This is a genomic window from Rhizobiaceae bacterium, assembly GCA_023953845.1.
GTDB lineage: Bacteria > Pseudomonadota > Alphaproteobacteria > Rhizobiales > Rhizobiaceae > Arvimicrobium.
The window spans coordinates 816,994-829,885 of record JAMLJC010000002.1 but is presented as its reverse complement, the minus strand read 5'-3'; the positions used below and the strand labels follow the sequence as shown (position 1 = coordinate 829,885).

At 63.5% G+C, this 12,892-nt stretch carries 20 protein-coding genes and 2 tRNA genes; 16 read left to right on the top strand and 6 right to left on the bottom strand.

Going from position 1 to position 12,892, the window contains the following annotated elements; translation table 11 throughout:
- Positions 1–2 precede the first annotated feature (2 nt).
- The 13 genes from M9955_26060 (at position 3) to M9955_26000 (ending at position 6,473) form a co-directional block, all read left to right on the top strand.
- Positions 3–332, top strand: a complete 330-nt coding sequence (locus tag M9955_26060) for a hypothetical protein (protein ID MCO5085112.1) — start codon at positions 3–5, stop codon at positions 330–332.
- Entirely contained in the window at positions 329–469 is a 141-nt protein-coding gene (locus tag M9955_26055; GenBank protein ID MCO5085111.1) for a hypothetical protein, read from the top strand. Before M9955_26060 ends, M9955_26055 begins: the two co-directional genes overlap by 4 nt.
- Position 470: 1 nt before the next feature.
- Positions 471–1,148 (top strand): 3'-5' exonuclease, encoded by a 678-nt coding sequence (locus M9955_26050; GenBank protein MCO5085110.1) that lies wholly within the window; start codon positions 471–473, stop codon positions 1,146–1,148.
- Entirely contained in the window at positions 1,148–1,513 is a 366-nt protein-coding gene (locus M9955_26045; protein MCO5085109.1) for a hypothetical protein, read from the top strand. The genes M9955_26050 and M9955_26045 overlap by 1 nt, the downstream gene beginning before the upstream one ends.
- Positions 1,513–2,217 carry a hypothetical protein gene (locus M9955_26040; protein ID MCO5085108.1) on the top strand — a complete coding sequence of 235 codons (705 nt, stop codon included), beginning with the start codon at positions 1,513–1,515 and terminating at the stop codon, positions 2,215–2,217. Before M9955_26045 ends, M9955_26040 begins: the two co-directional genes overlap by 1 nt.
- Positions 2,218–2,240: 23 nt before the next feature.
- A complete protein-coding gene (locus tag M9955_26035) occupies positions 2,241–2,438 on the top strand; it encodes a helix-turn-helix domain-containing protein (GenBank protein MCO5085107.1) in 198 nt (65 codons plus the stop codon).
- The gene (locus M9955_26030) at positions 2,428–3,027 is read left to right on the top strand and encodes a hypothetical protein (GenBank protein MCO5085106.1); all 600 of its coding nucleotides are present in this window, start codon (positions 2,428–2,430) and stop codon (positions 3,025–3,027) included. Before M9955_26035 ends, M9955_26030 begins: the two co-directional genes overlap by 11 nt.
- Before the next feature lie 38 nt (positions 3,028–3,065).
- Positions 3,066–3,608, top strand: coding sequence for a J domain-containing protein (locus M9955_26025; protein ID MCO5085105.1), 543 nt, complete (start codon positions 3,066–3,068; stop codon positions 3,606–3,608).
- Positions 3,608–3,988, top strand: a complete 381-nt coding sequence (locus tag M9955_26020) for a hypothetical protein (protein MCO5085104.1) — start codon at positions 3,608–3,610, stop codon at positions 3,986–3,988. The genes M9955_26025 and M9955_26020 overlap by 1 nt, the downstream gene beginning before the upstream one ends.
- The gene (locus M9955_26015; protein ID MCO5085103.1) at positions 3,981–4,310 is read left to right on the top strand and encodes a hypothetical protein; all 330 of its coding nucleotides are present in this window, start codon (positions 3,981–3,983) and stop codon (positions 4,308–4,310) included. Before M9955_26020 ends, M9955_26015 begins: the two co-directional genes overlap by 8 nt.
- 205 nt (positions 4,311–4,515) lie before the next feature.
- Entirely contained in the window at positions 4,516–5,031 is a 516-nt protein-coding gene (locus tag M9955_26010; protein MCO5085102.1) for a hypothetical protein, read from the top strand.
- Between the two features lie 52 nt (positions 5,032–5,083).
- Positions 5,084–5,302 carry a hypothetical protein gene (locus M9955_26005; GenBank protein ID MCO5085101.1) on the top strand — a complete coding sequence of 73 codons (219 nt, stop codon included), beginning with the start codon at positions 5,084–5,086 and terminating at the stop codon, positions 5,300–5,302.
- Positions 5,262–6,473 carry a hypothetical protein gene (locus M9955_26000; GenBank protein MCO5085100.1) on the top strand — a complete coding sequence of 404 codons (1,212 nt, stop codon included), beginning with the start codon at positions 5,262–5,264 and terminating at the stop codon, positions 6,471–6,473. The genes M9955_26005 and M9955_26000 overlap by 41 nt, the downstream gene beginning before the upstream one ends.
- Positions 6,474–6,547: 74 nt before the next feature.
- Here the strand turns inward: M9955_26000 and M9955_25995 are convergent.
- A tRNA-Gly gene (locus M9955_25995) sits at positions 6,548–6,621 on the bottom strand.
- Between the two features lie 75 nt (positions 6,622–6,696).
- Positions 6,697–6,781 (bottom strand) — tRNA-Tyr (locus M9955_25990).
- Between the two features lie 268 nt (positions 6,782–7,049).
- Between M9955_25990 and M9955_25985 the strand changes: the two genes are divergently transcribed.
- Entirely contained in the window at positions 7,050–7,904 is an 855-nt protein-coding gene (locus M9955_25985; protein ID MCO5085099.1) for an RNA methyltransferase, read from the top strand.
- Between the two features lie 32 nt (positions 7,905–7,936).
- Positions 7,937–8,395, top strand: coding sequence for a paraquat-inducible protein A (locus tag M9955_25980; GenBank protein MCO5085098.1), 459 nt, complete (start codon positions 7,937–7,939; stop codon positions 8,393–8,395).
- Here the strand turns inward: M9955_25980 and M9955_25975 are convergent.
- Complete coding sequence (locus M9955_25975) at positions 8,392–8,667, bottom strand: DUF1153 domain-containing protein (protein MCO5085097.1); 276 nt, start codon at positions 8,665–8,667, stop codon at positions 8,392–8,394. The genes M9955_25980 and M9955_25975 overlap by 4 nt on opposite strands.
- A 185-nt stretch (positions 8,668–8,852) precedes the next feature.
- Here M9955_25975 and mnmA point away from each other — a divergent pair, with 185 nt between their 5' ends.
- Positions 8,853–10,043 (top strand): tRNA 2-thiouridine(34) synthase MnmA, encoded by a 1,191-nt coding sequence (gene mnmA / locus M9955_25970; GenBank protein ID MCO5085096.1) that lies wholly within the window; start codon positions 8,853–8,855, stop codon positions 10,041–10,043.
- A 59-nt stretch (positions 10,044–10,102) separates the two neighbouring features.
- Here mnmA and M9955_25965 read toward each other — a convergent pair whose 3' ends face one another.
- From M9955_25965 to M9955_25955, 3 genes are all read right to left on the bottom strand, one after another.
- A complete protein-coding gene (locus M9955_25965; protein ID MCO5085095.1) occupies positions 10,103–11,068 on the bottom strand; it encodes a Gfo/Idh/MocA family oxidoreductase in 966 nt (321 codons plus the stop codon).
- A gap of 209 nt (positions 11,069–11,277) precedes the next feature.
- Positions 11,278–11,709 carry a CBS domain-containing protein gene (locus tag M9955_25960; GenBank protein MCO5085094.1) on the bottom strand — a complete coding sequence of 144 codons (432 nt, stop codon included), beginning with the start codon at positions 11,707–11,709 and terminating at the stop codon, positions 11,278–11,280.
- 86 nt (positions 11,710–11,795) lie between these two features.
- Positions 11,796–12,581 (bottom strand): rhomboid family intramembrane serine protease, encoded by a 786-nt coding sequence (locus M9955_25955; GenBank protein MCO5085093.1) that lies wholly within the window; start codon positions 12,579–12,581, stop codon positions 11,796–11,798.
- Positions 12,582–12,892: the final 311 nt, after the last annotated feature.

Here is a 12,892-nt window from a genome sequence, read left to right as displayed (position 1 = left end):
TCATGGCCTGGTTTTCTCCCCTCACCCGCGACGTGGTCGACCTGCAGCCGGAAGAAATCCAGCCAGACGCTGCACCAGCGTCGCTTCTCGACCGTGGCAGAGCGTCCGTCAGCGGCATGCTGGACCGGTTCCGCGCGGATGAACGGGCGCTCGTCGCGGATATCGAGGATCGGACAGAGCGGCTTCGTCAGACGCGCGTCGCTATCGAGGCTTTCGAGGCTGCCGACAAAATCCTGATCGCCGGCGATCCCGACTTCGCTGAGGTGGAACAGCCTTCTGCCGCGCCGGGCAAGTCCGTCATCACCATGAAGCAGAAGAACGCCCGATCATGACGACCTTTCGGGTGCACTTCACATCCGGCGAGACGATCGACGTCATTGCCGCCAATCCCACACAGGCCAGAGACATTGCCCGCGCGCGCAAGGGCGGCGGGATCGTGTCGAAGGTCAAGGTCCTGAAAGGAGCCTGAAATGCCGAAATTCTGCATCTTCGACACCGAGACGACCGGCTTGTTCCTGTTCAAGGATCCTGAGACCGGCGAGCCGATCCCGGCCGATGATCCGCGGCAACCCCGGCTGGCGCACTTCAGCGCGATCCTGCTCAATGACGATCTCGATGAAGAGGACGAGATAGACCTCTACGTGAAGCCAGACGGATGGGAAATGCCAGCCGAGGCCGGCGCGGTGAACGGTCTGACGACGAAGTTCCTGGCCGAGAACGGGACGCCGATCGCGGCCGTGCTCGAAACCTATGTCAGGCTGGTCGGCGCCGGATACGTCATGGTCGCCTTCAATGCGCAGTTCGACTGCAAGATGATGCGCGGCGAGTTGCGGCGCGCGGGCCATCCCGATCTGTTTCACGAAACGCCGAACATCTGCGTCATGCGCGCGGCTATGGCGCTGGGCGTCAAGAAGTCAGGGGGCGGCCGTGGCTACCCGAAGCTGACCGATTGCTCCGCGCATCTGGGCTTCTTCATACCGGAGGCACATTCGGCGAAGGGAGATACGCGTGCCACGCTGGCACTGTTCCGCCACCTGCACGCCGTCGGCGCGCTGCCTGACGCCAAGGTGCACCTCGCCAAGACGCCGCCGCTCGCGCCGGCAGCGGTCGATCCGCTTCCCGCCAACGCGATGCCGGAGCGATTCTGATGGGCACGTTCCGCAAAGGCGACCGCGTATCGGTCATGGGTACCGTTCGTCACGATCAGCGCGGCGATGCGCAGGTGTTCCTCGATATCGATGGTTACTACAGCCCGGTCTCTGTGGGGGCCGAAGAGGTCACGCTCGTCTACCCTCGCCTCGATCCCGGAGATCGCGTCCGCTGGACGAATGGGGTCGTGGCCCAGGTAATCGCTGCCGCCGACGGCTTCCTGTGGGTGAAATCCGACAAAGGCGAGCGTTGGACGTGGCCTGCTACCGAGGTGAGCTTCGTTGTCCCGGCGCCTCCCATTGAGCCTCCCGCCTCGCTACCGGCGATCGAGCACCTTCCCGAGACGCAGGAGGTCGAGTTCTGATGGCCGAACCATTCACCCTCATCCGCGTCGTTGATACCGAAACGACGGGCATCGACGATCCCGCCGAGATGGTCGAGATCGGGTGGACGGATGTGCGCCTGTTCCCCGACGGCTGGCAGATCGAGCGCGGGCCGGAATCGGTCATCGTCAATCCGGGCATGCCGATCGGCTTCCCGGCGATGGCCGTCCATCACCTGACCGATGATCACGTCCGCTTCGGCGCGGACCCTGACGAGGTCCGGGCAGAGGTCGCGGCCGGCGCCGACATATTCTGCGCGCACAACTGGCAGTTCGATAGCCGCTTCCTGAAAACCCGCCTACCCTTCATTTGCACGTTGAAGTCGGCGCGGGTGATCTGGCCCGACCTGCAGGGCCATTCCAACGGCTCGATCCGATACGAGCTCGGGCTTGTGCCGCACGACGACGAGCGCGCGCAGCCCAGCCACCGCGCTGGGCCGGATACGTGGGTCACGGCTCATATCCTGCTCAAGCTCTTGGAGACACACACCGTCGAGCAGCTGCTCGACATCAGCGCCAATCCGATCAGGCTCCTCAAGTTCCCGGGCGGCAACAAGCATCGCGGCAAATTCTTCTCGGAGATCGCCCGCATTGACCCGTCCTATCTGCGCTGGGTCATCGACAAGTCGGAGTTCAACGAGGACGTGAAGTTCTCGTCAGAAGTGGCTTTGCGGGAGGCACGGTGATGTGCGTCCATTGCGACCGCCAGATGGGCAGAAAGCTCCGGACGCTCCGCCTGTTGCGAACCGGGCTAATCACAGCGGAAGAGCTGGCAAAGCACCTCCGTGTGTCGACCCGCACAGTCTACCGGGACATCAAGCGTCTCAAACGGGAAGGTCAGCCGATCCATGGTGAAGCCGGCGTTGGCTACCTGTTGAAGGTTCGGGAGGTGCGCCATGTCGGCTGACGTCCGCACCTGGTCGCCGCAGCAGGAGGCAGCACACAACCGCCTCGATCTTTCCGGCCAGCGTTTCGGCCGACTCGTCGTGATGGCCTTCGCGTTCACCAACAGCAATCGCAAGTCGGTCTGGCGCTGCACTTGCGATTGCGGAACGGCGGTCGAGGTTCCGGGCTTTCGGCTGAGGTCTGGCCACACGTCATCGTGTGGATGCCTTCAGCGGGAAGTGGGCGACGCCAACCTTGCAGCCGGCCATCGCCAAAACTTCATCCATGGCTGGGTAGGAACGCCGACCTATAAGTCGTGGGACAGCGCAAAACAGCGGTGTTTCAACCCGAACGACGATCACTACGATCGGTATGGCGGTCGCGGCATTACGATGTGCGCGCGCTGGCGGCGGTCTTTCAAGGCGTTTCTCTCCGACATGGGCGAACGACCAGAATGCATGACGCTCGATCGCATCGACAACGACGGCAACTACGAACCCGGCAATTGCCGATGGGCTACAGGTTCCGAACAGTCGAGCAACCGCAGAAATCCTTGGATTACGCGTCGCGCCAATGAGGCCGTGGCCGAGAAAATCACGGTGGTGATGTGATGCTGCCGACCGCCTTTCCCCTAACCTGGCCGGCGACGATGCCGCGCACCAAAACGCCCGTGAAGTCGCAATTCCGGACTTCGCTCAATGGCGCGCTGTCGAATGTGCGAGACAGCCTGTTCGCCTTTTCGCGCGATAGCGAGAAGAAGATCGAAGGTCTGGTCATCTCATCCAACGTGACGCTCGGAGAACAGAAGCCGCAGGATCCGGGTGTAGCAGTCTGGTTTTCGTGGGATGGGCTTTCCGTTTGCATCGCCGTCGACCGGTATCCGAAGGTCGAGGATAACCTGCAGGCGATCCATCACGTCATCGAGGCGCGCCGGACGGAACTCCGGCACGGCGGCCTGCACATCGTCAGGGCTACCTTCACCGGCTTTGCGGCTCTTCCCGCGCCGGGTGCGAAGAAATCGTGGCGCGAAGTGCTTCTGTTCGGCCCGGGCATGCTCCGCCCGAACCGCGACATGGTCGAGAAGCGCTATCGCGAGTTGGCGAAGGAACGCCACCCGGATGCCGGCGGCAGCGCCGAGGCTATGGCCGAACTCAACGCCGCCAAGGCTGAAGCTCTGAAGGAGATCGGCTAATGGTGGCCTATTCCTTCAAGAAGCAGTTCGCCGAGCCCATCTTATCGGGCCGAAAGCGTCAGACGATCCGGGCAGATCGCCGACGGCACGCGCGGCCTGGTGAGCGCCTGCAACTCTATACCGGGATGCGGACGAAGCACTGCAGGTTGGTCGCACGCACGACCTGTATCGCGGTGTTGCGTATCGTCATTGACATGCCGGCAGGCCGCCAACCCTCTATCATGCTTGACGGCCGTCCCGTCGAGGTCGGCCTCGATCACTTCGCTCGGCTCGACGGTTTCGAGGATTGGAGCGATATGGCGACGTTCTGGATGGACAACCATCCCGGCGTGGATCGCTTCGAGGGCGTGCTGATCCAGTGGGGCGCGCTCAATGTCTGACCGCCGCCCCTGCATCAACCCGCGATGCCGCCGCACGTTCAAGGCCGACGACGGCAGCAGCGAAACCATCTGCGGCAAGTGCTTTCGCATGCTGCCGGAAGCCACCCGCAAGGAGCATCGCACGTACTGGCGCGAGATCCGGAAATGGGATCGCCGTGTCGCCCGCACCTCGGACGCTCTCAAACTGCCAACCATGCACCGCATCAGAGAGCGGCTTTCGGACCGGCTGAACCGGCATTGGGATGCCGAGATCAAAGCGCCGTTCGTGACGCCCGAGAAGCCCGAAGGGCTCGACGCTTTTCTAGAGGAGGTCGGGCTATGACCTTCGAAGAACTATACCGGGCCGGCTTTGTCGTGCACCATCATTGTGGCGGCTGTGGCTCACCGGTCGGGTACGAAGTCCATCCAGAAATGGCAGCGGCATGCTTTCAGAGCGGGTGCGACTGCGGGGGAACATACCCAAACTATCGCCTGCTCACGCATGAGGAATTGGCGGAAATTCCTGCGCTACATCCGGAGGTAGGCCAATGACCCCTACCCTTGTCCACCGCTACGCCCTCCCGATTCGCGAGGCCATCGAAACCCTGCTGGGTGACGCCGTCGGCGACTGCGACGGCTGGCGCATCCGCGTCGAGGGCGACGAGGTCGTGATCGACGTCTTGGCACCGGCACCCGGCATCACGCCCACGCTAGAAGACATAGCCTCTCTTTCGCCCACAGGAGGCGCTGAAGAGGCGTTGGACGCGGTAGGCCCAGAGATACCAGACGCACCCGCAGCGCCCACGCTACCCGCAGCGGAACCGGAAGAGCCAGAGATGAAAGGCGGTCCTCTCGCGCGTCGCGCGGCTATCGCCTGCTCTGAACGCGGCTTCTGGACCTTCCTTGGCGTCTCCAGTGCGGAAGACGCAAAGGCAAACGTCTGCCGGCGCTGCGGAATCACGACGCGCAAGATGCTCGACCACGACGAGCGTGCCGCTGCCGTCTGGCAGGACATCGACGGAAAATACCGGCTTTGGCTTGAGGGCCACGATGTCGAGATATAGCCGACCGACGATCGATGCGCCGCCGCTTGTGCCGGTAATCCCGCCTCGGTTCATGACCGATGAGCAGTTGCGATCGCACTTTGGGCTGTCCGAGCGCGCGCTGAACCGCCTCCGGGCGACGCGCCGTTTTCCACAGCGGGACGAACTTATCAACAAGACAGACCGGCGAGCCGTCGAGGCATTCTTTGACCGGCGCGCGGGCATCCATTCTCCTGTCGTGGCCGGCGCCTTTGCCGGCGGTATCGATGGAGAAGAAAACTTCGATGACTAAGCTCAGAAAGGACCGGCCCGGTTACCAGGGCAGGAAACGAGGCGACGGCACAGTCGCGCACTATTGGAACCCGAAGCGCGCATGCAAACGCGCGCCAGACGGCCTTCCGCTGCGTCTGCTACCCGACGGCGCCGAGGACGGAGAGATCGTCCGCCTTTGCCGCCTTTGGACGGATGAACTTCTTGCCGATCTTGAGAATATCAATCAGCGCGACGTATTCGACGGGACGGTATCGTCGCTGATTCGCATCTACCGGACCCACGACGAATCACCGTTCAAAGCGCTGAAGCACACGACGCGCATACGTGACTACGAGCCGTCGCTCCGGTTGATCGACAAGACTGTCGGGAAACGCCAGGTCTCGCAGCTGAAGGGTGAGGATTTCCGCCGCTGGTATAGAGAATGGGGGTCAAAAGGTCGAACGCGGCGCGCGCACGGCGCGATTCGCAAGGTGCGGGCGATATGCTCGTTTGGCGTCGAGCAGAAGCTGCCGGGATGCTCTGCCGCGCGGGAGATCCTGTCGTTGATACGCTTCGACGCGCCCGCGACGCGAAAGATCAAGATGGAATACGAGCATGCGCTGGCTATCTGCAATCAGGCGATCAAGAAGAAGCGCCCGTCCATTGCCCTGACGCAGGCGATCCAGTGGGACACGGCGTTGCGCCGCATCCATATCATCGGAGAATGGTTGCCGGTCGAGGACGGCGACGTCGGCGGCATCGTGCGCGGCAAGACAAAATGGCGGGGCCTGACGGCGGCCGATATCACCGCGGGCATGATCCTGACTGTGCCTTCGACCAGCAAGAACAAGGCGGCGACCAGGCATGACCTGAAGGCCTGCCCGCTCGTGCAATTGGTGCTGAAGAAGATCGCTTTCCCGAAATTCGGCCCGCTTATCGTCTCGGAAGAGACTGGCCTCCCGTACCGTGAAAACTACTATGCCACGGATTGGAGAGAGATCGCCAAGGCCGCCGGCGTTCCTGAGACCGTCTGGTCGATGGACGCTCGAGCTGGCGCCATCTCGGAAGCCGAAGAGGCAACGGGAAGCATCGAACTGGCGCGCAAAATGGCTGGCCACACGAACGCACGGACCACACTCGGGTACGTCCGGAATGACGATCTTGACAACAACCGCAAGGTCGCCAAGGCGCGGTCGAAACTGAGGAAGTGAAACAGCCCTGAAACGGCAGTGAAACGGCGAAATGCGCTCAATCGTTGAACAGCAGAAAAATCAAGGCCTAGAGTTGGAGCGGGTGAAGGGAATCGAACCCTCGTATTCAGCTTGGAAGGCTGCTGCTCTACCATTGAGCTACACCCGCGCCGGCCGACCATCGCATGGTCCGCGCCGAAACGCGAGACCGCTCGACGGACGCGCAGGCAAACTTCCGTGGCAGTGGTGGAGGGGGTTGGATTCGAACCAACGTAGGCTGAGCCAACGGATTTACAGTCCGTCCCCTTTAACCACTCGGGCACCCCTCCGTACTGACGCCGGAAGTCTTGCTGCGAGGCGTTGGCGTTTCGGGGCAGGCCCCAAAACACGCGAAGCGCCTTATGGCGACTAGCCCCTACCCTGTCAACCGCATCGCGACGCCCGGACGCGATTTATGACGAAGCCGGCGCGCAACGAATCCCGGCGCAATCCGAAGGTCCGCGCTTGCCGATATCGGCGAGGTTTACTTTTGCCGGCCGGCGGGACATCTGATGCGCGAGCCGTGTAATCACGGGCAACGCGTTCGCGGAGCGACAGATGACCGACCGCAAGACCGGCACGCCGAAAGACACGCACTATGCGAAATTGCGGCGCGCGCATCGCGACCAGAAGGCCGGCGGAGCGCCGAAGCACAGGCCGCGTCCCGCCGTGCCGGCCGGTGCGCCGCCCGCAGGCGATGCCGTACGCCTCTACGGCCTGCACACGGTGCGCGCCGCCATCGACAATCCAAGACGCAGAATCCGCAGGATGATGGCGACGCGCAACGCGCTGGAGCGTCTGGGCATCGCCGATCCGGCCGGCCTGCCGTTCCCGGTCGAGATGGTCGAGCCGCGCGACATAGACCGCATCACCGGCTCGGATGCCGTGCATCAGGGCGTCGTGATCGAGGTCGATCCCCTGCCGGCGAAGCGGCTCGACGCGCTCGGCGACGTGTCGCTCGTCGTCGTGCTCGATCAGGTCACCGACCCGCACAATGTCGGCGCGATCCTGCGCTCCGCAGTGGCCTTCGACGCCGGCGCGCTGATCACGACCGAACGCCACAGTCCGGCCGAAAGCGGCGTGCTCGCAAAAGCCGCCTCGGGTGCGCTGGAACATATCGACCATATAGAGGTCCGCAATCTGGCGGAGGCGCTGGACGAGTTGCACGCGGCCGGCTTCCAGACGGTCGGCCTCGATTCAGAGGGACCGGCGGCACTGGAAGAAACCTTCAGGGGGGACAGGATCGCGCTGGTGCTCGGCGCCGAGGGCAAGGGGCTGCGCCAGAAGACGCGCATGACGGTCAACGCGCTTGCCCGCCTCGACATGCCGGGCGCGATCCGCTCGCTCAACGTCTCCAATGCAGCGGCCGTGGCGCTTTACGCGGCGCGGCGGCATCTGCTGGGCGGCGCATGATTTCGCCATCATCGTCATCACAAACGACGTCGATGCGCCCAGCCCTGCCGCTCCTTCTGTTTTCCGCGACGCTGTGCTTCGGCCTCGGCATCGTGCTGCCGCTGTTGCGCGTCGACCGGCTCTATTTCTTCAGCGACGAGCCGTCGCTCGCCGGCATCATCGCCAGCCTATGGAATGGCGGCGACGTGGCGCTCTCCCTGCTCGTGGCGCTGTTTTCCGTCGTCTTCCCGGCAGCCAAGCTGGCTCTGCTCAACGTCTGGGCCTATGCCGGGCAGCGCGCGCACGACCGCATACCGTCCTGGTTCAGGGCGTTGTCCAACTGGTCGATGCTGGATGTCGTTCTGGTCGCGCTGGTCATCTTCGCCGCCAAAACGAGCGGCTTCGCCACGGCCTTCACCAAGCCCGGCCTGTGGTTTTTCGCCGCTTCGGTTGTGCTGACCGTCGCGGCGTCCTACCTGCTCAAGAGAAGCGAGAAACGGGAAGGAGCCTAGTGGCGATATTGCTGGATGCGTGTGGTACGCAGCCCGGCAAGGCCGTATTCGTCAATCGACGCCTGCCACGAGAGGAACTCCTCCGTGGTAAGCTTGTAGCGCTGACATGCCTCGTCGAGGCTGAGCAGTCCGCCGCGAACGGCGGCCACCACTTCGGCCTTTCGGCGTATGACCCAGCGGCGGGTATTCGATGGCGGAAGATCCGCAATCGTCAGAGGGCTTCCATCCGGCCCAATGACGTATTTGACGCGAGGTCTAACCAGATCGGTCATCGTACTCTCTACAAACCCAAGACCTAATCACGGCCAATTTATCGCGACAGCTTTAAAAATGGATGAACCTCATACAGTGCTTTGAAGTGATTGTTGTGATAGCTACCTGACAAGGCATGCGCCATTCGCGCCACCCAATCAGGGCACAACTTGAGGCAAAGTGCCTTAAATATTGGAATCGTTCGATGAATAGCCTTGATCTGCCGGGCAGGCCCGAAAATACCCGCGTCGTCGTCGCCATGTCGGGCGGCGTGGATTCTTCCGTCGTCGCCGGCCTGATGAAGCGCGAAGGCTACGATGTGGTGGGCGTCACGCTCCAGCTCTACGACCATGGCGCGGCTGTGCATCGCACCGGCTCGTGCTGCGCCGGCCAGGACATCGCCGACGCCCGCCGCGTGTCGGAAACCCTTGGCATTCCGCATTATGTGCTCGATTATGAAGAGCGGTTCCGCAAGGCCGTGATCGATCCGTTCGCCGAGAGCTATGTTGCCGGCGAAACCCCGATTCCCTGCGTTTCCTGCAACCAGACGGTCAAGTTCGCGGATCTTCTGGCGACGGCGCGCGAGCTGGGCGCGGATGCGCTGGCGACCGGCCACTATATCCGCAGCCGCGCAAACGGCGCGCATCGCGCGCTTTATCGCCCGGTCGACGCCGACCGCGACCAGAGCTATTTCCTGTTCGCCACCACGCAGGAGCAGATCGACTATCTGCGCTTCCCGCTGGGCGGACTGTCCAAGCCCGAGGTGCGCGCCATCGCCGAGGAGATGGGGCTGGTCGTGGCGGCGAAGGCCGACAGCCAGGACATCTGCTTCGTGCCGCAGGGTAAGTACAGCGACATCATCGCCAAGCTGAGGCCGGCGGCGGCCACTCCCGGCGACATCGTCCATATCGACGGCCGGGTGCTTGGCCGGCACGAAGGCATCCTGCGCTACACCATCGGCCAGCGCCGCGGCATAGGCATCGCTTCCGGCGAGCCGCTCTATGTCGTGCATCTCGATGCGGAGCGGGCGCGCGTCGTCGTCGGCCCGCGCGAAGCGCTGGAGACGCACAGGATCTTCCTTCGAGACGTCAACTGGCTGGGCGACGGGCCGCTGTCCGCCATCCCGGCGGAGGGTGTCGAGGTCTATGCCAAGGTGCGCTCGACCCGCCCTCCCCGTCAGGCCGTGCTGCGCCGCGCAGGCGGGCAGGTGACCGTCGAGCTTGCCGACGGCGAGACCGGCGTCGCGCCCGGACAGGCCTGCGTCCTCTACACGGACGACGGCAACGATGCGCGCGTGCTGGGCGGCGGCTTCATCGAACGCTCCGAGCGCGGGGCGGAGGCGGAGCGCCTGCTGTCACGGCTGGCTGCGATGCCTGCCCACTCGTCGGCCGCCTGACGCACGGGCGACAGTCGAAAACGGCGACTTTTCAGGCTTTTGGAGCGAGTGTCTTCAGTTTATCCGAACGCGCCGTCATGCGTCACTGTGCCGGCCGTCAGGATCTGCAGGACGCGGATCGCCTCCTCGCCATCGGTGCGGGGTCTGGCGCGTGTCTCGATGCACTGGATGAAGTGCTGCAACTCCCGCGTCAGCGGCATGCCCTGTTCGATCGGGATATAGGTCGGCTCGTTGGTCGTGAACGCCCACTGGCCGCTGTCCATCCACACCGCGTGGCGATAGACGGCAAGCTTGCGTTCCCACGGCTCGACATCGTCGAAAACGGCCATCGCCTTGTTGCCGACGACGGTCAGCCGCCGCTCCCGATACGGATTGAGGCGGGAGGTGAACAGATGGCTGCGCAGGCCGTTCGGAAAGCGCATGTGCAAGTGCGCGAAGTCGCTGAGGTGATCGAGCAGCGCCGCCCCCTCACCGCGCACTTCGACCGGCGCCGTGCCGGTGATCGCCAGGATCATCGACAGGTCGTGCGGCGCGAGATCCCACAGAGCATCGTTCTCGGTGTGAAATTTTCCGAGCCCGAGCCGATGCGAATGGATGTAGCGGACTTCTCCGAGTTCGCCGGCATCGATCAGTGCCTTGAGCCGTTCGAAGGCCGGGTGGAAGCGCAGCACATGGCCGACCATGAAGACGCGGCCGTTGGCGGCGGCGGCCGCGACGGCGCGCTCCGCGTCGGGCACGGTGAGCGCAATCGGCTTCTCGACCAGCACGTCCTTGCCGTTCTCGACGGCCCGAATGGCGCTCTCGGCATGATATTGAGGCGGCAGCGCCATGACGATGGCGTCTATGTCGCCGCGCGTGAAAAGCTCGTCGGGCGGGATCGCCAGGCACTCATGATCTGACGCGAATCCTTCCGCCCGGGCCGCATTGGCATCGGAAACGGCGCGGAGGGCGCCGAGCCCCTTCAGGGTGCGGATGTGGTTCGAGCCCCAGTATCCACAACCCAGGACGGCAATGCGAGGCTTCATACAAAAGGCCTGAAAACGAGCTTGGCGCGAGACATAGCGGCGGGACGGCGCGAACTCAACCCCGCGCTAAGAGGCGATGAACCAGACCTTCAGGGAAGTACGTCGATCGGCCTGTCCGTTTGCCGGCCAAGGAACCTCGCCTATTGTTCTTGCGGTCAGCCGCTCCGGCGCAGTGACGGTACCACTACCGCCGGTCTGCGCGCGTAACGTCAGGCGGTGGCGATGTAGTGCTTGATCTCCTCCGCCTCGCGCTCGACATCCTCGATGCGCCGTTTCACGACGTCGCCGATGGACACGATCCCGTCGAGCAGCCCGTTCTTCTCGACCGGCAGATGGCGGAAACGGCCACGCGTCATGATCTCCATAACTTCGTTGACCGTGTGGTTCTCGTTGCAGATGCTGACTTTCGGAGTCATGGCGGAGCGCACGGTGTCGTCGAGCACCTGCGGCCCGTTGCGTGAAATGGCGCGAACGATGTCGCGTTCGGAAAGGATGCCGACGATCTTTCTGTCGCCATTGGTGACGACAAGCGCACCGATGCGGTTTTCCGCCAGCACCCGCACCGCCTCCGACAGCTTCTCGTTGGGGCCTAACGTGAAGACATCATGGCCCTTCGCCTCAAGGATGGCTTTGACCGTCATAGCTTCCTCCTCGCGCTCGACACTCCTCCCCCTTGGATATGGTGCGCTTCATACGGACGCATTTCAAGTATGGAGATCGTCGTGGATCAGGCGATTGCGCCGGGTGGCAGCGGTTTGCGGTCGAAGAGGCCGATGCCGAAGAACCCGGTCAGGAAACCGCCTATATGCGCCTCCCATGCGATCGAGGCGTCCTCCATGTCCGGCACGAAGCCGGCCAGTCCCGTCACGATATTGATCGCGAACCACACGGCGAGGAACGTTATGACCGGTCGCAGCGTGAGGGCCGTCCCAATCGGCAGGAGCGGTCCCGCGAACACGCCGCTGCGCGTCGAGCGATCGATGAAGAAGCCGTAGCGGGCGGCGGCACCCATCATGCCGGAGATCGCGCCGGACGCGCCGACCAGCGGCGCCTGCCCGTCCGGATAGACGACATAATGCAGCGCCACCGCGCCGAGGCTGGTGGCGATCCAGAACAGGACGAAGCGAAGCATGCCGATGCGATTCGCGAGCGGCGAGCCGAAGGCCACGAACCAAACCATGTTGAGAAGCAGATGCGCGAAGCCGCCGTGCAGGAACGCATAGGTGACGGGGCTGGTGAACGCCCAGACATCGATGTCGAACGCGCCGGAATAGCGGATGGGAATGAAGGCCGCGCGGACCAAAAGTTCGAAATCCTGCTCCGGCGTTAACACATAGACCCTGGCGAGATGCACACCGACGCAGAGGGCGGTGAGCGCGGCCACGACGGCGGGTATGTTGAAGACCGGTTCGCGGCGACGCGCGGATGCGCCGGGTGTCTCGGCCGGGGCCTCGGATGCGGCTTTCTCTTCCGGCTCGCCGCTCTGGGGAGGCGGCTCAACTTCGCGTGTCATCAAAGACGCATAACCCACTGCCGGGACGAAGAAAACCACTGCGCCAAAAAGAGAACGGCCGTCCAGAGGTTTCACTCTGAACGGCCGGCGAGCCCCCTGCTCTCCCCCGAGATCTTTTGACTGAAGTGCCGCCGGACGGAGCCCGGCGGTGCTGTACTGGAGTGATGCGAAGCTCGCACGGCGAGGCCGCGCTCGCAATCGAAACCCTTTGTTAACCTTAATGTCCCCGAACGGTTAACAACTTCTCTCCGATTGGCACGCGCCCTGCCTCTCTCCCACTGAAAGTGGCCTAAAGGGCGCACCAACGTCCG